General features: G+C 41.2%; 18 protein-coding genes and 1 pseudogene. 11 read left to right on the top strand and 8 right to left on the bottom strand.

The genetic code is table 11. From position 1 onward, the window contains the following. Positions 1-9 precede the first annotated feature (9 nt). Both AC2D3N_RS19200 and rpsO read right to left on the bottom strand, forming a co-directional pair. The gene (locus AC2D3N_RS19200) at positions 10-546 is read right to left on the bottom strand and encodes a PAM68 family protein (RefSeq protein ID WP_079680532.1); all 537 of its coding nucleotides are present in this window, start codon (positions 544-546) and stop codon (positions 10-12) included. Positions 547-633: 87 nt separating this feature from the next. Beyond that, a complete protein-coding gene (gene rpsO, locus AC2D3N_RS19195; protein ID WP_079680533.1) occupies positions 634-903 on the bottom strand; it encodes a 30S ribosomal protein S15 in 270 nt (89 codons plus the stop codon). Between the two features lie 124 nt (positions 904-1,027). On the opposite strand from rpsO, the gene AC2D3N_RS19190 reads away from it, so the two are divergent. From AC2D3N_RS19190 to AC2D3N_RS19180, 3 genes and pseudogenes are all read left to right on the top strand, one after another. Further along, positions 1,028-1,495 (top strand): hypothetical protein, encoded by a 468-nt coding sequence (locus AC2D3N_RS19190; protein ID WP_079680534.1) that lies wholly within the window; start codon positions 1,028-1,030, stop codon positions 1,493-1,495. A gap of 60 nt (positions 1,496-1,555) precedes the next feature. Further along, positions 1,556-1,702, top strand: a pseudogene (locus AC2D3N_RS19185) (IS701 family transposase); the annotation flags it as partial. Positions 1,703-1,773: 71 nt separating this feature from the next. Next, a complete protein-coding gene (locus AC2D3N_RS19180; RefSeq protein WP_484691833.1) occupies positions 1,774-2,013 on the top strand; it encodes a hypothetical protein in 240 nt (79 codons plus the stop codon). A 48-nt stretch (positions 2,014-2,061) separates the two neighbouring features. On the opposite strand, the gene AC2D3N_RS19175 is transcribed toward AC2D3N_RS19180, so the two are convergent. Both AC2D3N_RS19175 and AC2D3N_RS19170 read right to left on the bottom strand, forming a co-directional pair. Further along, the gene (locus tag AC2D3N_RS19175; RefSeq protein ID WP_079680536.1) at positions 2,062-2,247 is read right to left on the bottom strand and encodes a hypothetical protein; all 186 of its coding nucleotides are present in this window, start codon (positions 2,245-2,247) and stop codon (positions 2,062-2,064) included. A gap of 2 nt (positions 2,248-2,249) precedes the next feature. After that, positions 2,250-2,738, bottom strand: a complete 489-nt coding sequence (locus tag AC2D3N_RS19170; RefSeq protein ID WP_079680537.1) for a type II toxin-antitoxin system VapC family toxin — start codon at positions 2,736-2,738, stop codon at positions 2,250-2,252. 154 nt (positions 2,739-2,892) lie between these two features. On the opposite strand from AC2D3N_RS19170, the gene AC2D3N_RS19165 reads away from it, so the two are divergent. After that, positions 2,893-3,105 (top strand): homeobox domain-containing protein, encoded by a 213-nt coding sequence (locus AC2D3N_RS19165; RefSeq protein ID WP_079680538.1) that lies wholly within the window; start codon positions 2,893-2,895, stop codon positions 3,103-3,105. 161 nt (positions 3,106-3,266) lie between these two features. On the opposite strand, the gene ruvA is transcribed toward AC2D3N_RS19165, so the two are convergent. Further along, complete coding sequence (gene ruvA / locus AC2D3N_RS19160; RefSeq protein WP_079680539.1) at positions 3,267-3,899, bottom strand: Holliday junction branch migration protein RuvA; 633 nt, start codon at positions 3,897-3,899, stop codon at positions 3,267-3,269. A 75-nt stretch (positions 3,900-3,974) separates the two neighbouring features. Here ruvA and AC2D3N_RS19155 point away from each other — a divergent pair, with 75 nt between their 5' ends. Beyond that, positions 3,975-4,166: a hypothetical protein gene (locus tag AC2D3N_RS19155; RefSeq protein WP_079680540.1), complete on the top strand. Its 192-nt coding sequence runs from the start codon at positions 3,975-3,977 to the stop codon at positions 4,164-4,166. 47 nt (positions 4,167-4,213) lie between these two features. On the opposite strand, the gene AC2D3N_RS19150 is transcribed toward AC2D3N_RS19155, so the two are convergent. Together AC2D3N_RS19150 and rd are read right to left on the bottom strand one after the other, a co-directional pair. Next, positions 4,214-5,452 (bottom strand): BaiN/RdsA family NAD(P)/FAD-dependent oxidoreductase, encoded by a 1,239-nt coding sequence (locus AC2D3N_RS19150; protein WP_484691832.1) that lies wholly within the window; start codon positions 5,450-5,452, stop codon positions 4,214-4,216. A 9-nt stretch (positions 5,453-5,461) separates the two neighbouring features. Next, a complete protein-coding gene (rd, locus tag AC2D3N_RS19145; RefSeq protein WP_079681035.1) occupies positions 5,462-5,623 on the bottom strand; it encodes a rubredoxin in 162 nt (53 codons plus the stop codon). A 94-nt stretch (positions 5,624-5,717) separates the two neighbouring features. Between rd and AC2D3N_RS19140 the strand changes: the two genes are divergently transcribed. From AC2D3N_RS19140 to AC2D3N_RS19115, 6 genes are all read left to right on the top strand, one after another. Continuing rightward, entirely contained in the window at positions 5,718-6,422 is a 705-nt protein-coding gene (locus tag AC2D3N_RS19140) for a polysaccharide deacetylase family protein (RefSeq protein ID WP_484691831.1), read from the top strand. Positions 6,423-6,465: 43 nt separating this feature from the next. Next, positions 6,466-8,919, top strand: a complete 2,454-nt coding sequence (locus AC2D3N_RS19135; RefSeq protein WP_484691830.1) for a Calx-beta domain-containing protein — start codon at positions 6,466-6,468, stop codon at positions 8,917-8,919. A 12-nt stretch (positions 8,920-8,931) separates the two neighbouring features. After that, on the top strand, positions 8,932-10,557 hold the full coding sequence (locus AC2D3N_RS19130) for an S-layer homology domain-containing protein (protein ID WP_484691829.1): 1,626 nt from the start codon (positions 8,932-8,934) through the stop codon (positions 10,555-10,557). Between the two features lie 48 nt (positions 10,558-10,605). Continuing rightward, positions 10,606-10,857, top strand: a complete 252-nt coding sequence (locus AC2D3N_RS19125) for a type II toxin-antitoxin system HicB family antitoxin (RefSeq protein ID WP_484691828.1) — start codon at positions 10,606-10,608, stop codon at positions 10,855-10,857. A gap of 34 nt (positions 10,858-10,891) precedes the next feature. Continuing rightward, positions 10,892-11,842 (top strand): class I SAM-dependent methyltransferase, encoded by a 951-nt coding sequence (locus AC2D3N_RS19120; protein WP_484691827.1) that lies wholly within the window; start codon positions 10,892-10,894, stop codon positions 11,840-11,842. Positions 11,843-12,242: 400 nt separating this feature from the next. Next, positions 12,243-12,845: a hypothetical protein gene (locus AC2D3N_RS19115; RefSeq protein ID WP_484691826.1), complete on the top strand. Its 603-nt coding sequence runs from the start codon at positions 12,243-12,245 to the stop codon at positions 12,843-12,845. A 51-nt stretch (positions 12,846-12,896) separates the two neighbouring features. Here the strand turns inward: AC2D3N_RS19115 and AC2D3N_RS19110 are convergent, their stop codons facing one another. After that, on the bottom strand, positions 12,897-17,888 hold the full coding sequence (locus AC2D3N_RS19110; RefSeq protein WP_484691825.1) for an Ig-like domain-containing protein: 4,992 nt from the start codon (positions 17,886-17,888) through the stop codon (positions 12,897-12,899). Between the last annotated feature and the right edge of the window lie 77 nt (positions 17,889-17,965).

The following is a 17,965-nucleotide window of genomic DNA, read 5'->3' as shown; positions in this document are numbered from 1 at the left end:
TTTGAATTCTTAATTTTTCTGTTTTTTTTGCTGTGCAGCTTTCCATCCGTCCTGCATTCGCCCTAAATTTAGTTTGAATTCCTGCCAACCCAAAATACTACCGGAGGCTTCCTCATCCCAGGATGCGGATAGCACCCCATAGCTTAACCCCAGGACACTTAACCCAAAACATCCCATACTCAAAATTACCACAGCCGTATTCGGAAGGACGAGTAAATCTTGGGTAATGATGAAGTAACTGCCGATGAAGCTTGCCAAACCCAGGAGCAAAGGAATTCCAGCTAAAACCACCATCCGAGAGAGCATCCGTTGACTAACTTTCTCAGGAATTGCTGTTTCTTCCCGGGTATAGGTGCGTTGAGTCTCCTTATGGCTTTTGGGTTGAGGCTTAGGAGACTCAGGAGTCGCCCTAACTTTCTGATTGGGTTTTGTCGGTTTCGGGTCTGAAATCGCCTTTGCTGGGGGATTAGAAGTCGCTTTATCGGTTTTTTTGCGATTCTTCTTAGGTTCAAAGGCGGGCCGTGCGGTCGGACGTTCAGAGGACATAGGTTCAGAGAATGGGTCTGGAAATGCAGGAGGAAAGCTTGACGTCGGGAATCAAGACCAAGGTTTTCAGAACATTTCTGAAAAATCCTAGCCCCGAATTCCTAAACGAGCGATTAACGCTTGGTAGCGGGCTTTATCTTGCCGTTGCAAAAAGCTTAATAGGCGTTTGCGACGACTAATAATTTGTAAAAGTCCACGGCGAGAAGCGTGATCTTTTTTATTGATTTTTAAGTGTTCGCTGAGTTTGCTAATCCGTTCCGTCAGCATAGCCACTTGCACCTCGCAGGAACCGGTATCGGTTTCATGGGTTTGGTGCTCGGACATGATTTCTTGTTTACGCTGCTGTGTGAGAGCCATAGTTGTTGAATCTCAGAGATGATCCGTAAATTTCCACAATCACTTAGGATACCACACTTTTGTTTTGATTGTTGATTGTTGGCTGTTCGCTTATCATTAATAAATCTAGCTCAGGGGTGAGAACGTGGGAATTCTCGATTTAGTTAGTCAACGCAATCTACGTCTGTTAACAACCTTTGGGGCGATTGTGGTTGGGGGTGTTGCTTGTCCCCTGATTCCGGCTTTACAAGGAATTGGCCTACTGCAATGCGTTAGTGCCATTGGTACAGGACTTGCTGGGAATATATTCGCAGGTGATCTTGGGGCTATTGTCAACAGTCTGGGACAAGAAGATATTCTCTCTAACAACGACCTCACCAAAGCCGTCGGATTAGCCGTTGGGTTATTATTAAAGTCCATCGCCACCTCAGAACCATATCGCAGTTTCCAGAAACCTTTAAAAAAATTAGCCACATCCACGCCGAAAAAGTGGCTCAAATTAACCGAGGTTTTAATCCACTGTCTGCAACAACAACGGTTTTTACTGGTCTTAGATAATCTGGAATCGGTGCTTCAGGATGAAGGTTATCAGAAATGGCGAATAACGCCGTAGGAGTAACTTACCACCGATTACACCACTTTTTAACCGCAGCTCCTTGGTCAGCAATGAAGTCGATGGGCTAACAAACCTTTAAACACATTTGCTGATGCCCTTGAAGCCTTTCGCACAGCTATTTCCTTTCGATTTGTGGAGTGGCTACAGGATAATAGGGATGTATTTGCAGCCTACAAAGCAAGTTTAGGCTTGATTTGGGCTTGATTTTTGTTTAAGTCCCACTAGTCCCAACCCTATATTTCGGTTAACATCAACCCCAAAATTCAATCTATATTATGAAACAAGAACTTATTCAAGAACTCGAAACTACACCCGACTTTGTAATTGAGGAAGTTTATCACTTCTTGATTTTCCTGAAAACCAGAGTCAAAACCAGAAACACAACGGATTTAACCCAAGCCAAACTTAATAATTCTATCCTAAATATGGTCGATGAAATTATATCAGAAGTTCCTCCCGAAGAATGGGAAAAACTTCCTAAAGATTTTGCCGAAAATATTGATTATTATTTGTAGGGCGCGCCCAAAGGTGAAGAATGAAAACGGTTTTTGCAGATAATGGCTTTAGCCTACTGTTGGGTGCTGGGGTGCATTGGGTAAGCGGTTGATGGGAAGTTTGACAAATTTTCGGCTACTAGCCATTTGTTTATTTCGCAAATCATCAAATATAGCCTTGAGGTCATAGTTAAATGATTTTGCGTACTCCTCTCTATAATTATGGATTTCTTCTAAAATTGGATCTTTATACATTGTTATTCTCCCAGAGGATCAAGGTTAAGAAATTCGTAAGGGGTACAGATAAATGGTAGGGTATATCCTAGATTACGGCTAATTTCAGATAACTTTCTTTGGATCTGAGAATTTGCCATGTGCTTGCAGTTCCATGTTAACAGATAATTCAACCCGTAAACCGTAGCTAGAGCAATATGCAGAGCATCATTAGAGGCTTTTTCGGGTAGATTACTCTGCTGTAGAAATTCCTGTGCGAGATCTGTGGCTTCTTCTGTAAACTCCAGAAATATCAAAGATTGTAGTAGGGTTAAGCGTTGAGTCGCGATGATTGAGTCTCCTCTTTGGGCTTCATCTTCAACCAGTTCGGAAGTATAAAGTACCAGTGAGTTACAATACTCGTCCCACCAGTCTTGAGTAATTTTCATATTTGCTGCCACAATTAAATTATCTGTGGGGCGAGCCGTCAGGTAGCCAATAATACTGGTCTCAATGTAAACAGTTTGAATCATTCTCAAAGATTGTGGATAATTAAGTTCATCATGCCATACAAAAGAGATGTGTCAACCGTCACAACGATCAAAACACCTAAGATAATAAACCTAGAAAGGAAAATAAAATGAACTCACCGTTATCCTAAAGACATTGATATCTGGAGTAAATATTATGAACACCAAACTGGTTGAATCTTTGATTACAATTATTGAGTCACTTTCTAAGGAAGAACGGACTCTCCTTGAACAAAAATTATTTCTTGATCTCTCTTACCCTTCCCCAGAAGAAATCGCCCATTTAGCCGAGTCAGAAGGGACATTTAACTTTCTTAATAATGAACCCGGTCTATATACCTTAGAAGATGGAGAGGAAATCAAATGGTAGTAAAAAAAGGAGATATTGTTATAAGGTGGCGTGGTGAGCAATCCTCGTCCGTTTACGGCGGGGTGGATGTCAAAATTGATTACAGACTTATTTCTTTGTGTCATGAGTGTCTTCGTGGTAACAATAATCCCAACCACAAAGACACGAAAACACAAAGATTTTCAAGTTCCTTGACTTAACCAAGCGATCGCACTTCTAATCCATTCATCGGAATTAGTTTGCTTTGCTAGACTAGAATCTTGACTAATAACTTGTAAAGCTTGCATCACTTCTGCTCCAGTGTAACCCAGGGCGAGTAAGGTCATTTCCACTTCTTCTTGAATTTTTGGGGTAATATTAGAGGGAGTAGATGAAAGCATTCCAGCTTGTTGTCGCCATTCCGATAGTTTAGTTTTGAGTTCTAGGGCGATACGTTCTGCGGTTTTACTTCCGACGCCTGGAGTTTTGGATAAAACGCGGGTATTACCGCCTACAATTGCTTGAATTAAATCTTGAAGTCCGAGGGTATCTAAAAGGGCGATCGCTAATTGAGTTCCGATTCCACTAACGCTAATTAATTGGCGAAACAAATCCCGTTCAGCCATATTAGAAAAGCCATATAAAACTATTTGATCTTCTCGGACTTGTAAATGGGTGAAAATTTGCATCGACTCCCCAAATGCAGGTAATTCCGCTCTCATTCGAGGTAAAATTTGCACTTCATACCCGATATTATTAACATCGAGTAATAGGGTGATTCGATTTCCTGTTCCTTTTTGAAGATCAGCAACATTCCCCTTGAGATAACCCATCATATAGAAAATTAAAATAGTTCAAAGTGTTATAATTATTGTACCATTATTTTCATTAATTATCAGGGTATTAAGATCATGGGTAAACAATCTAAACTTAAACACAAACGCCAAGATTTAAAAAATCATCCTCCTGAAATATTACCTGAAAAAAATAATCAAGATCCTACTCATTTTGTAGAGACAATGGAAAAACAAGGTTATCACTTGAAAACCACAAATTCTTGTCCAGATATTCCAAAATCAGAGGACGGAAAACCCAAAATTTGATAATTTGTTTATTATTCGTTGTTGCGCTTGGGCACTCTTTCCATGGACTAAAGCCCAACAACAGATTTTCCTGCTAACCATCCTGTTGTCCAAGCACTCTGAAAATTAAATCCTCCGGTAACTCCATCAATATCTAAGATTTCTCCGGCTAAATATAACCCGGGACAACAGCGACTTTCCATGGTTTTAAAATCAACTTCCTTTAAATTTATTCCACCACAGGTAACAAATTCTTCCTTAAAAATACCCTTGCCATTAATATTATAACTTCCTTGGGTTAATTCTTGAATTAGTTGATTTAAAGATTTATTAGAAATTTCTGACCAGCGTTTTTCCTCATCAATTCCAACATAATCAACCAATTGTTTCCACAGACGACGAGGTAAATCTACCGGACAATTTGCTGATATTAAACGATTAGGAAATTGTGATTTTAGGTCTAATAATTTTTCCTTTAACTGTTCTGGATGTTCCTGGGGAAGCCAATTAATTTGTAGAGGGGATTTATAATTACAATCATATAAAACCCTCGCCCCCCAAGCGGATAATTTTAAAATTGCTGGCCCACTTAATCCCCAATGGGTAATTAATAATGGCCCGGTTTGTTCTAATTTAGCTTGAGGGAGTTTAACCCGCGCCGAACTAACAGAAACTCCCGCTAAATCTTGCAGTCGTTTATCCTTAAGATTAAAGGTAAATAAAGAGGGAACTGGTGGAATAATTGTATGTCCTAAAGCCTGAGCAAACTTATAACCAGAGGGGTTACTTCCGGTCGCCAGTAAAATGCGATCGCCTTCTAAAATTTCTCCCGATTTCAGTTGAATTTTAAAAGGATAGGGGCTATAATTATTATAGGAAATAGAAGCCACAGGAGCTTGCGTTTTAATCCTGACTCCCGCCTGTTCTGCTACTCTAATTAAACAGTTAACTATAGTAGCAGAATCGTCCGTTGTGGGGAACATTCGCCCATCGGTTTCTGTTTTTAATTTCACCCCATGACTAGCAAACCATTCAACGGTATTTTTAGCTTGAAATCGACTAAAAGCACCGCGCAAAGCTTTGCTTCCCCTGGGGTAATTCTGCACAAATTGAGTCGGTTCAAAACAAGCATGGGTGACATTACACCGTCCCCCGCCGGAAATCCTTACTTTAGCCAGGGTTTGTTGTCCGGCTTCAAGCAAAATTACTTGAGTCTGGGCGTGGTGATTTGCACAAGTAATCGCTCCAAAAAAACCTGCTGCTCCACCCCCAATTACAATCACTTTTAAAGGCTGTATACTAGACAAATTAACCCTCTATTCTTCTAATTCAAAATCTTTTTTTTCCGCGCTACAAAGTGGACAAATCCAGTCTTCTGGGATATCTTCAAAAGCTGTGCCCTCGTCAATACCGCCATCGGTATCACCGTATTCGGGATCGTAGGTATAGCCACAGGTTTTACAAACATACTTTTTCATGTCAGATTTGCCAATTAATTACCGATCAATATGGTACATTTTTTTTAACCCAATACCAACTTATTTATACAAAGATTTGTGAACTTAAACCTCTATGAATAACCCTTTCAATTTTAAACTACAATTTGCCTCATTTTTCCCCTATTTGTATCCACTTTTAAGCCAAAAATTTCCCCTATGTCTATGGAAAGGGGATTCATCTCAACCGGAAATTTGTTTAACCTTCGATGATGGGCCGCACCCCCAATATACTTTAGAATTATTAAAGGTTTTAGAACGGTTTCAAATTACAGCTAGTTTTTTTTGGTTAGGACAAGAGGTAGAAAAATATCCTGAAATTTCCCAAGCTGTATATCAACAAGGTCATTGGATAGGGCTACATGGTTATAAACACGATACTTTCCCATTGTTAACAGAAACAGAATTAAAACAAAGCTTAGAAAGAACTAAAACAGCTATTTTTAATGCTTGCGGTTTGGAACCCGAATTAATCCCAGATGTTCGTCCCCCTAACGGTGTATTTTTACCACGAACTTTAGATTTATTAACAACTTGGGGATATCGTCCAGTAATGTGGAGTGTTGTCCCCGAAGATTGGGTACATCCTGGGGTTGAAGTTGTTAGTAATAGGGTGATCAAACAAACTCGAAATGGGTCAATTATTGTCCTCCATGATGGATATAATGGGGGAAAAGATGTGGCAAAAACGGCTGAAGAAATTATTCCTAAATTATTAGAAGGGGGCTATCAATTTGTAACGATTTCTAAATTTTGGCAGTCAGCAAAACCGATGCTATAATTAGCAATGTTAGTATTTTAATTTTAGTTTACCCAATGACATCATGGTGCTAAAACCAGAAACCGATTATACCACAGGTTTACTTCGCTTAGTCGGAGACAATACCCCTGAAGACATAAGATTTTTCCCTGGAGAATTGGGTGTATTTAAGTTAGGTGTTTTTTTATTAGGAGGAGATGATACGGTTCGAGGTTCATCGGATTCCGAACTAATCTATGGTAATTCAGATAACGATCAATTATTTGGAGAAGGGGGAAATGATACTCTATTTGGAGGGGTTGGAGACGATCAAATTTTGGGAAATCAAGGCAATGATCTGTTATTTGGAGAAGCAGGAAATGATCGGTTTGTGGGATTTGTAGATCCTGATAATTCGACCCAATTATCGGGAGTTGAAGGGGATGATACCATTTATTCTGGGTCAGGAAATGATCAAGTTAGAGAGGATTTAGGTAAGGATTTTATATTCGGAGGTCAGGGGAATGATGAACTCAGATCAGGAGTAGATAATGATTGGGTTGAAGGCAATGATGGAGATGATTTTATCGGTGCAGAAGATGGAGATGATACGGTTTTTGGAGGGAATGGAAATGATCAGGTTCGAGGAGACGGAGGGAATGATTTAGTAACAGGAAATGCTGGAAATGATCAGGTATCGGGAGGGATGGGAAATGATACCTTAGTTGGGGGTCAAGGCAATGATCAAATCATTGGAGATGACGGAGATGATTGGCTTTCTGGGGACGCAGGAAGTGATACGTTAATCGGTGGAGAAGGTAAAGATATTTTTGTTTTAGATAGTAATAATTTAAGTAATAATCTGGAATTATCGGATGTTATTTTAGACTTTAAGCCAGAGGAAGATATTATTCTTTTAACTGGAGATTTGGGTTTTGAAAACCTCATTATTAAATCCGATACAAGAACCGAAAATAGTACAATTTTAGAATCTAAATCGGGAGAAATTGTAGCTGTTTTACAAGGAATTAAACCAGATAAAATTAATCGTTCTAACTTTATTATTCCTGGGTCTGTAGCTTTTAGTTCCGATCAATTTGCTGTCAATGAAAATGGGACTGTAATTAATCCGATTACCGTTGTTAGAAACAGTGGAAATGATGGAGAAGTCAGCGTTACGGTAGTTCCAATTCCTACTCCCTTAACGCCAACGGGAAATCAAGTCGATACTACACCAATTATTGTTAATTTTGCCAATGGAGATACTACCCCTAAAATCATTAAAATTCCCATTGTTAATAATAATGTTCCCAATTATTCATCTAACTTACTTTTAACCTTAGAAAACCCCACTAATTTTGCCCAAATCGGCACACCTAATCAAGCTATTTTAGACATTGTAGATGATGAAATTCCACCTTCAGCATTAGGAACATTAGTTAATCCTATTCCAGAAGAAAATGCTCAATTTGGTTCCAAGTTATCTCGGTTAGGAAATAATTTCTTAGCAGTAACCGCCCCCGGTCAAACTAATAATCAAGGAATCGCCTATTTATTTAATCTCACAACTCAACAACCAACATTAACTTTTCGTAACCCTTCTCCAGCTGCGGGTGCTTCAAAATTTGGTCAATCTGTAGCTACAACTTTAGGAGATAATATTATTATTGGCGCATCTCAAGATAGTAGTTTAGCCCCCAATTCTGGAGCGGTTTATGGGTTTAGTACCGCCACGGGAGCGCCCTATTTAGCTATCAATGATCCGACCCCAAATGTATTTAATTTATTTGGCTATTCCGTGGCTACTTTGGGCAATAATGTTATTGTCGGTGCACCTAGTGATTCCACCTTAGCACCCGCCGGAGGAATCGCCTATTTATTTGATGGAAACACGGGTCAACTATTGCAAACATTTTTGAATCCTAACCCTCAAATTAATGATTTTTTTGGTGCGTCCGTGGCGGCGGTTGGCGGAGATAGAGTATTAATTGGTGCGCCCGCCAGTTTAACCCCAACCGTGGGAAAACAACCCGGTGAAGCTTATATTTTTGATAGTGTCACCGGACAGCTTTTGCAAACCTTTAAAAATCCCAATCCCGGGTTAGATAATTTTGGTTATTCCGTCGCCTGGACGGGTGTTGGTCGAGATATTTTAATCGGTGCGCCAGGAGACGACCAGGGGGGAACAGATGCGGGAATCGCCTTTTTATTCGATGGGATTACCGGAGCAGTTTTACAACGTTATAATGCTCCTAAAGTGGAGGAATTTAATCAATTTGGTCAAGCCTTAGCCATGATGGGAAATGAGGTTTTGATTGGTTCTCCGGGCTATGGATTAGGAAATTTAGGAGGAACATTTCGCTATGAATTAAGAACCGGAAATTTAGTTAAAACTTATTTAAGTCCGGTTACGAATAATTCCGATACCGACTTAAATTTTGGAACATCCGTTGCTAGTGTTAGTAATCTCGTCTTGGTGGGTGTTCCTGATTTGGATACCACCTTACCAGGTGTGGGTGCTGTTGTTCAATTTGTTTAAATAAGGAGTAATATGAAATCTAAAATTTTATCCTATTTTCAGTCTGGAAAATTAATGGCTTTTTTCCTTATGAAATGGAGGTCTAATTTATCCCAGATTAAGTTATTTTTTATCGTCGCTTTAGGAATAATTATTACTCAGAAATCCCTACCATTGATTAATCCCGTTTTCGCCGAAGATTCTCGAAATTTTTCAGATATTAAAGGTCATTGGGCGCAAAATTGTATTGAGAATTTAGCCCAAAAAAATATTGTAAAAGGCTATTATGAAGATGATACTTTTCGCCCCGATAGTCCCGTTAATCGGGCTGAATTTGCAGCTATTATTAGTCAAGCATTTCCTAAAATTCCTCGAAGTGAAAAAGCGATTGATTTTGTCGATGTCCCAACGGATTTTTGGGCCTACAATGCCATTCAAGAGGCGAATCAAAAAGGGTTTATGTCAGGATATTTAGGAAGTGTTTTTAATCCTTTATTAAATATCCCTAGAGTCCAGGCGTTAGTGGCGGTAGTTAATGGTTTGGATTATAAATCTAACCAAGTTTCCAATCAACAATTAACCAAAATCTTTGATGATGCTTCTGATATTCCTGAATATGCAAAAAAAGCGATCGCAACAGCAACAGAAAATTGGTTAGTAGTTAATTATCCGAATGTGCGGCGATTAAATCCTAATAAACCCGCAACCCGGGCGGAAGTTGCTACCTTAATTTGTCAAGCGATTTCCGAAGATAAAAAACAGGCTTTAGTTCCGACTGAATATATTGCCAGAGTCTCAATTTCTGATGCTCCAGCAGTCAGTTCCGAGTCTAAATCTTCCCCGAGAACCCCGCCAGTTAAAATGCAGCCTCAAGGGACACCGCCAATAGAATCAAAACCTGAATCCTATCCAGAAACAAAGGATTTAAAGGTACAAAAAACAGTTACTTTAGGAGAGATTAAAGCTGAATTATTAGCAGATTCTAATAGTACAATTCAACTCATCCAAATTAAAATTACCCGCAAAGGGGATTTGATTTCAGAAGATGTTATTTCCATGGCAAATTTATCTAGTCCTGGAGTAAAAACCGTTAAAAATGCCAGGGTGATTGATTTTAAAATCCTAGATTTAGATAATGATAAAGAACCCGAAATTTTAGTAGATTTATTAGTTGATGAGGATAACAATTTCAAGAGTTACTATTCCGTGATTTATCGGTATAGTCCGATTAAACGGGAATATCGAGATTTACAACAAAAATGGGGTTTAATTTCCTATCAACTGAAAACAGACAACCAAGAAACCCCAATTTTGATTCATTATGACCAACGATTTAGTAAACAATTTCAAGTCTATACCACGGAACAATTACCTTTACAAATTTTTAAATATCAGTTTGGGGAATTGCAAGATGTGACTCGACAATATTCTGAATTGCTTGCGGAACATAACTCGGTTTTGTTACAAGAAATCACTAAACGTAATCGCCTGAAACAAGATTTAAAAGGAGCTTTAGCCACTTATTTAGCCCAACAGTATTTACTCGGTCAAGCAGATGCAGGATGGAAAACTGTTAAAGAAGTTTATCAAAACCCCGATAGAAACCAATTTTTTACTCAACTTCGCCAATGGTTAAAACAGACAGGATACATGGAATAAAACTTCATAAATACATTGACTCAAATATTCTATAATAGGAAAAATGCAATGAATTTAGGATCGGCAATGACTGTACAGTATATCCTCAGTGATTATCTTGAGCAGGCAATGGCTGAAGCAATTTATGACAAACTGGAAGACCAGACTTTTGTGGGAAAAATCCCAATTTGTCAAGGAGTTATTGCTTTTGGTTCAACCTTAAAACAATGTGAACAAGAATTGTGTTCAACTTTAGAAGATTGGATTTTATTGGGGATCAAATTGGGGCATCCATTACCCATTTCTCATTCTATTTCATGATAAATCAATCCTTGTCTTCAACCATTTTTAAACTATGATTAACGCCAAACTAAAACCAGACTGGGCAGGAGAGGATTTTCTGTCTCAAATTGTTAATATTTTAATCCAAACGAAACCGCTTTATAGTTTAATGAAACTTCAAGCGAGAAAAGTTTTAATTAAAACTGCTGAAAAAAATGGAGTTCCATGGCGAAAAACTTGTCAAGAATTAGACGCATCGGGAGCCAAAGAACTGTTAAAAACCGTCACTAATCCTAATATTAAATACCCCGATTATTATCAGGTTCCCTTTCATGCCTATGACCAGGGAAATCTCTGTTGGTTAGCTGCTTTTGAAGCCGAACCCGCAACAAAAGCCATGGGTTTACGAGTCTGGCCAAAAGAACAAATTACTTGGGAAACCGCAGAACATCGCTTGCGTTCTAGTTTCCATGAAATTTTAGGACAATATTGTCCTGAACGGGTGGAAAACGTGTTAGATATTGGTTGTTCTGTCGGGATGTCTACCCTACCATTACACCGCTATTTAGTACAGAAATATGGTAATAATATTAGAACAGTCGGGTTAGATTTATCGCCCTATATGTTAGCGGTGGCAAAAGTTCGAGATACCCAGGGAGAAATAGCCGAATGGAGACAGGAACTGGCTGAAAATACCAGTTTTCCCGATAACAGTTTTGATGTTGTTACCTTGCAATTTCTATTACATGAACTCCCGAACAAACCCAGTCGAGAAATCTTTCAGGAAGCTCTCCGAATTTTACGTCCAGGCGGCTGTTTAGCCATTGTGGATAATAACCCCAAATCAGAAGTAATTCAGAACTTACCTCCAGCGTTATTTATTCTGATGAAAAGTACCGAACCTTGGAGTGATGAATATTATACTTTTGATGTGGAAGAAACCTTAAAAGAGGTGGGGTTTGATTATAAAATCACCCTTCCCAGTGACCCTCGCCATCGGACAATTATTGCTCTCAAACCCTAACCCGTTGTTGTGCTTCAGCACCATCTTAGTCATAAAATAATGGTAGATGGTGCGATCGCGTTGATGGCCGCACCCTACTAATTTATGCTTTAAGTCTGTTTGCATAATCTTTACTCTAACTCGTTCTTTCCCATTTTAAATATAGGCGGGGCGGGTTTATGAATATTCGGGGTTGAAATCAAAGATTTTGGCGAACCCGCCCCTACAACAGTTTATTTTTATAATTGTTTCAACAATAATTTTAACCCTTGTACCTACATCCAGGTTTAAGATAAAGTCTTCATCTGTCAATGGTGGAAAGTCAAAATGGACGAGCCGCCTAGTGTTAAAGATGATCTTGAGCAACTATCAACGGTCAACGGCTAACCCATGATATCATTGTGCAAAACTTGAAATGGCTATGAATCCTTCTATTGTGATGTTTTCTGGATTAAAAAAAGCACTTCTGACCCACCTCCCACGACACCACCGTTGGTTATCCGTAGTGGCGACGGTAAGTTTGTTTCCGTTGTTTGTTTCCGTTGCTCCGGCCGAGGCGTTTCCTTCCTTTGTCTTAATACGGCGACAGGACTATAGAAACTGCACCCAACAGTTAGTCGCCGCCGGGCTATCGGTGGAGTTGGCAACACAAGGCTGTGGAATGGCATCTCGGCCTAGGAATATGGGATATTGTGTCACCCAAATGCAAAGAAATGTGGCAGCCCTGCCCGTAGAACAAATCCTATCTGGTTGTCTACAGGTACGCCGTCCCGATGAATTAGCAAATTGTGTGGTTAATATTAACAGAAATACCAGTGCATCTGATCCGTTAAATGTTCTGGATAGTTGTCGTCGGAGTGTATTACCGGAAACGTTTGCTAATTGTGTTGTTGGGATGAACCAAGCTAGTACAAATTTAGGAGTTGATCAACTATTAAAAACCTGTTTAACTCCTCCTGAAAATGTTATGAAATTAGAGCAGGAAAAATCGATTGATTTGAAACTGAATACACCCAATCAGTAATTAAAGACCCAGTAGAGACGATCCACGGCGCGTATCTACTGGATAGAATATTTAGAACAGGATCACATCATCAGGATTTAGGGTTGTTAGGCCCGTAACTCCTTCTAACTTAGCCAAAATTCGAGAGTCGTTTCCTGTTAAATTATTGCCATTCCCGTCATAAATTAAGTAGGTATCCTTACCACTATCAAAGGCAAATAGACCTGGGTTATTTCCCAATAGAACATTCGTTGAAAGATTGGTTTGTACCGTCAGCAGAATGTTAGCAGTACCCGCAATTAAACTGGTGGATAAACCAATTTGATCGCCCCCAACCTGACCTAAACTCTCAAAATTGTTAATGGAATCATAGAAACCACTACCAATTTGAAGATTAATTCCCGTTCCCACCGCATTAAATCCGACACCGCCCCCATCCAGGGAGTCCGTATAAATAAACAGGTCTTTTTCCCCAGCACTCCCAATCAAACTATCCCGTCCTAAACCGCCCTGAAGTGTATTAATTCCAATTCCACCCTGTAACAGATCGTTTCCACTTCCTCCCGATAAACTATCATTCCCCGCATCCCCTCGCAGGGTATCATTCCCATCCAAACCACTGAGGGTATCATTGCCCCCTAGACCATTGAGGTTATCGCTAAAACTACCTCCGGTGAATGAGTTGGGGTTATCATCAGAAACAGGTAAGAGGTCAATCGTAATACTCGCCGCGGCCGTTCCCCCTTGACCATCACTAATAATGTAGTTGAAACTATCTAGCCCGGTCGTGGTTCCCAAACGGGTGTACTGAACTAAGGAACCTGATCGAGTGATCAACCCCTGGGCGTTAGCCGCATTATCCACCGAGGTCAAGGTCAGAACCCCTCCATCCGGGTCACTATCATTATCTAGGGGAGAAATAGCGAATTGGATGCCATTGTTAGCAAAAATTGGGCCATCATTAACGGCGATCGGAGGCTGATTCAGAGCAATCACCTTAATGGTACTAGCCGCGGTATTACTATTGTTAGTTCCATCATTGACCTTAACCTCTACGTTGCGGGTGGCGGTATTAGGAGGATTGGCCGTATTATTATAAATAATTTGTCCAATCGCCGTTTTATAAGCACTAATCGCAGCATCCCCTGTTAGGCTTAAAACTCCAGTGGTGCTGTTATAACTGCTGGCTGTAATCCCCGCAGGTAACACACCATTAACCGATAAACTTTCTGCACTGCTATTGAGTGGGTTGGTTAAAGTGAGGGTAGCTGACTGGGCGGTGGTATTGTCAGGATCGGTAATTAAAATATTAGCAGCATTGGCGATCGCCACCGCCGGTTTTCCTTGCTCAAAGGTTACTTGAGTATTATTTCCCGTTTGGCTACCATCTAAGTCTAGGGTTGGGGGTTGATTGGGATTAACTGTAACACTCACCGTCGCGCTACTGGTTCCTCCATTACCATCACTAATGGTATACAGGAAACTAGCTGGCCCGGTATGGTTAGGGGCGGGGGTAAATAGAACATTACTATTATTTAAAGTCACCGTACCATTAGCAGGATTGCTAACTTGAGTAATAGTCAAAGGATCATTATCAGGATCGATATCATTGACTAATAGGGTTGAGGATGCGATCGTCAATAGTACATTTTGCGTTCCTACAACGCTATCATTTACCGCATTCGGGGGACGATTTGCCCGATGAACATTCACATTCACCGTCGCGCTACTGGTTCCTCCATTACCATCACTAATGGTATACAGGAAACTAGCTGGCCCGGTATGGTTAGGGGCGGGGGTAAATAGAACATTACTATTATTTAAAGTCACCGTACCATTGGTGGGATTGCTAACTTGAGTAATAGTTAAAGGATCATTATCAGGATCGGTATCATTGACTAATAGGGTTGAGGATGCGATCGTCAATAGTTGATTTTGCGTCCCTACAACGCTATCGCTTACCGCATTCGGGGGAAGATTTGGTCGATTAATCGTAATCGTACTGGAGGCTTGTTGCGAGCTACCACTGCCCGTATTTCCCTGATCCGTTGTTACCACTTGCAGGGTTGCTGAGGTGGTAAAGGGTGCGGGTGGGCTAAAGGTTAAACCATCCAGGGCTGTATTAATATTATCAATTCGACCAACTAAGGTAATATTTGTGGTTCCATCTCCAGAAATTGTTACATTATTCGGTGTTGTACCTAAAGTTAGGGTTCCGGTACTAGCGGTTAAAGTTACTTGAATGGGATTAACGCCAGCATCAGGATCACTAATAGAAATTTGATTCCCAGTCCCCTGACTAAATACAATGGGTTCGTTGCCGTTGGCAGCTTGCGACCCTGGAACCGTATTCACAGGAGGATCGTTAACCGCATCCACTGTAATCGTGCTAGTCGGAATATTACTATTATCTTGGCGATCGGTAACAACTACATTAATCACCCGATTTTGAGTGTTGGGATTTTGGGAACTATTGCTATAAACTACTTGAGAAAGTGCGGTTTCATAACTCGCAATTGGGGCAGTTCCTGTTAGCAAAATAATTCCGGTTGTCGGATCATAGGCTCTAGCCGTAATCCCACTGGGTAAAGTTCCTAGGACAGATAACCCTTCAATTTCACCATCGGGAATATTGGTTAAGGTAATTGTGGCAGAGGTCAGTTCCGTATCATCGGCATCAATAATACTGACACTTCCAGTAATCGCAACGGGGGTTGTTCCTTCAACAAAAACCGTACTGTAATTATTCCCGGGTTGGGAACGGCTGAGATCCAAAACAGGAGGCTCATTAACCGATACCACATTAACCGTAACCGTTGCCGTTCCTGTTGCTCCATTATCATCTCGAATTTGATATTTAAAACTATCAAAACCGGAAAAGTTTTTATCAGGAATATAAGTAATTGATCTCACATCTCGATTTAAGCTGGCTTTTCCATTGGCAGGTTCTGTAATTCCGGTGATGGTGAGCAGCCCAACTCCCGTATCATTAGCAGTGATAGTACTATCGGGAATCTGCAACAGATTATTCTGTAAACCCGATAACGTATCATTCTCCATCGCTAAAATTGCTGGAGTCGGCGGTTCCACTGGGGGACGTGTGGGTTGAGAGGGAGTTGGAGGTGGTGGTGTAGTTGGTGAGGTTGTTGGTGGGGTTGTTGGTGGTGTAGTTGGTGGTGTAGTTGGTGAGGTTGTTGGTGTGGGAGTTGGTGAGGTTGTTGGTGTGGGAGTTGGTGAGGTTGTTGGTGTGGGAGTTGGTGAGGTTGTTGGTGTGGGAGTTGGTGAGGTTGTTGGTGTGGGAGTTGGTGGGGTTGTTGGTGTGGGAGTTGGTGGGGTTGTTGGTGTGGGAGTTGGTGGGGTTGTTGGTGTGGGAGTTGGTGGGGTTGTTGGTGTGGGAGTTGGTGTGGGGGGAAGGGGAGCAGTAGGGTCAAGAATAAAGCTAGATTCAGTTAAGACACTGGCATTAACCCCCTGTAACACCGCCAAAAATTCACCCGTAGTCTTATCTCTGATAATGGTATTACTGGCATTAGAGGCTTGACCTTGGGAAATTTCCAGATCTTGAAAAGTAAGTCCTCCAGATAGCCCAATCTTATCGTTAGTTGTAAAATCCGTAACAATATCGGCTAAATCAACACTGGTGCCGCCCGTGGTTCCGGTAATGAAGCTACCCCCATTAGGTGCTTGAGTCACCACATAACCAAGAACAAAAATATCATCTCCCGCACCCCCTGTGAGGGTATCTACTCCGGCTTCCCCAGCTAATAAATCATTCCCAGCATCACCGGAAAGAAGATCCCGACCTTTACCGCCATTGAGAATATCTTCCCCGGCCCCTCCATATAAATTATCGGCTCCATTATCTCCATTGAGAACATCATCCCCCCCATTGCCAAACAGTTGATCGTCATCATCCCCGCCAGAAAGGGTATCATTTCCCAGATCTCCGTAGAGGATATCAACCCCTTGACCGCCCACCAAACTATCATCATCTCCGCCGCCAAAAAGTTGATCATTTCCAGCCCCTCCATTCAGAAAGTCCTGACCGGAATTACCATATAAAATATCGTCTCCATCTCCCCCAGAGACCGTATCGTTCCCGGCATCACCCGATACCGTATCATTGCCCTTATCTCCAGAGAGGAGGTCATCTTCTCCCCCGCCTCGAATACTATCGTTGCCTTGGCCACCATACAGACTATCAGCCCCGACTCCACCATTCAACGTATCATTATCTCTATCCCCAAAAGCCAGATCATTCCCGGCATCTCCGAAGATCAGATCATCGCCTTGCCCTCCTCGCAGACAATCATCCTCTGACCCTCCAATAATGGCATCATTGCCTTCATTCCCATTAATTTGATCATTTCCCGCATCTCCTTGGAGGAGGTCATTCCCTGCTAATCCAAAGATACTGTCATTCCCTTCTAATCCAGAAATCGTGTCATTTTGACTACTACCAATAATGGTGTCATCTCCTTTTGTCCCTGTCCCTGCACCTTGAATCTGAATCGGTCGGGGTTCAGGGTTGGGAGTCGCTGTAGGGCTAGGGGTAGCCGTAGGACTGGGGGTAGCTGTGGGACTGGGAGTAGCTGTGGGACTAGGGGTAGCTGTGGGACTGGGAGTAGCTGTGGGGCTAGGTGTAGCTGTGGGACTAGGAGTAGCTGTGGGTGCCGGGGTTTCCGGGCTAAATCCAGCGGGAGTAAAAATCAAACTTCCGGCGGCCCCAGTTTGAACGGTTCCTGTTGTTTGACCATTCAGGGTTTGAAATTGACCTGTTTCTGTTTCCGCAACATAAATCGGTCGATTCGTTTCAATAGATATTGCTTCTATAACAGGTGTATCGGGTACAAATACGACCCCTCCTGTCGCCCCAGGTAAAGTAGTTCCGATGCCATTAGACAGGGGAACAAAAGACTGAACGTCAGCCGGAAAAGTTTCAAATCTTCCTTGAATTCCTGATGCAAAAATTAATACTGAATTTCCCGTATTGTACAGGCTATTACCAGGAGAAATTCTTAAGGATAAATTGGCAGGAATCGTATTGATAATAGAACTTGTCATAATCAGAATCCTTTCAAGGAATAGGGATATTAATGTTAAACTTGTAGTAAGCCCTTTAAGGCTATCTTCAGACAGCC

The sequence above is a fragment of the Planktothrix sp. PLAVEN19ND genome, assembly GCF_057220675.1.
This window is presented reverse-complemented; position numbering and strand designations above follow the sequence as displayed.

Coding starts and splice junctions, on each gene's coding strand:
- AC2D3N_RS19140 (WP_484691831.1), top strand. CDS start 5,718: ATGAATAACCCTTTCAATTTTAAACTACAATTTGCCTCATTTTTCCCC.
- AC2D3N_RS19170 (WP_079680537.1), bottom strand. CDS start 2,738: ATGATTCAAACTGTTTACATTGAGACCAGTATTATTGGCTACCTGACG.
- AC2D3N_RS19120 (WP_484691827.1), top strand. CDS start 10,892: ATGATTAACGCCAAACTAAAACCAGACTGGGCAGGAGAGGATTTTCTG.
- rpsO (WP_079680533.1), bottom strand. CDS start 903: ATGGCTCTCACACAGCAGCGTAAACAAGAAATCATGTCCGAGCACCAA.
- AC2D3N_RS19110 (WP_484691825.1), bottom strand. CDS start 17,888: ATGACAAGTTCTATTATCAATACGATTCCTGCCAATTTATCCTTAAGA.
- AC2D3N_RS19135 (WP_484691830.1), top strand. CDS start 6,466: ATGGTGCTAAAACCAGAAACCGATTATACCACAGGTTTACTTCGCTTA.
- AC2D3N_RS19130 (WP_484691829.1), top strand. CDS start 8,932: ATGAAATCTAAAATTTTATCCTATTTTCAGTCTGGAAAATTAATGGCT.
- AC2D3N_RS19180 (WP_484691833.1), top strand. CDS start 1,774: ATGAAACAAGAACTTATTCAAGAACTCGAAACTACACCCGACTTTGTA.
- AC2D3N_RS19165 (WP_079680538.1), top strand. CDS start 2,893: ATGAACACCAAACTGGTTGAATCTTTGATTACAATTATTGAGTCACTT.
- AC2D3N_RS19125 (WP_484691828.1), top strand. CDS start 10,606: ATGAATTTAGGATCGGCAATGACTGTACAGTATATCCTCAGTGATTAT.
- rd (WP_079681035.1), bottom strand. CDS start 5,623: ATGAAAAAGTATGTTTGTAAAACCTGTGGCTATACCTACGATCCCGAA.
- AC2D3N_RS19115 (WP_484691826.1), top strand. CDS start 12,243: ATGAATCCTTCTATTGTGATGTTTTCTGGATTAAAAAAAGCACTTCTG.
- AC2D3N_RS19175 (WP_079680536.1), bottom strand. CDS start 2,247: ATGTATAAAGATCCAATTTTAGAAGAAATCCATAATTATAGAGAGGAG.
- AC2D3N_RS19200 (WP_079680532.1), bottom strand. CDS start 546: ATGTCCTCTGAACGTCCGACCGCACGGCCCGCCTTTGAACCTAAGAAG.
- ruvA (WP_079680539.1), bottom strand. CDS start 3,899: ATGATGGGTTATCTCAAGGGGAATGTTGCTGATCTTCAAAAAGGAACA.
- AC2D3N_RS19155 (WP_079680540.1), top strand. CDS start 3,975: ATGGGTAAACAATCTAAACTTAAACACAAACGCCAAGATTTAAAAAAT.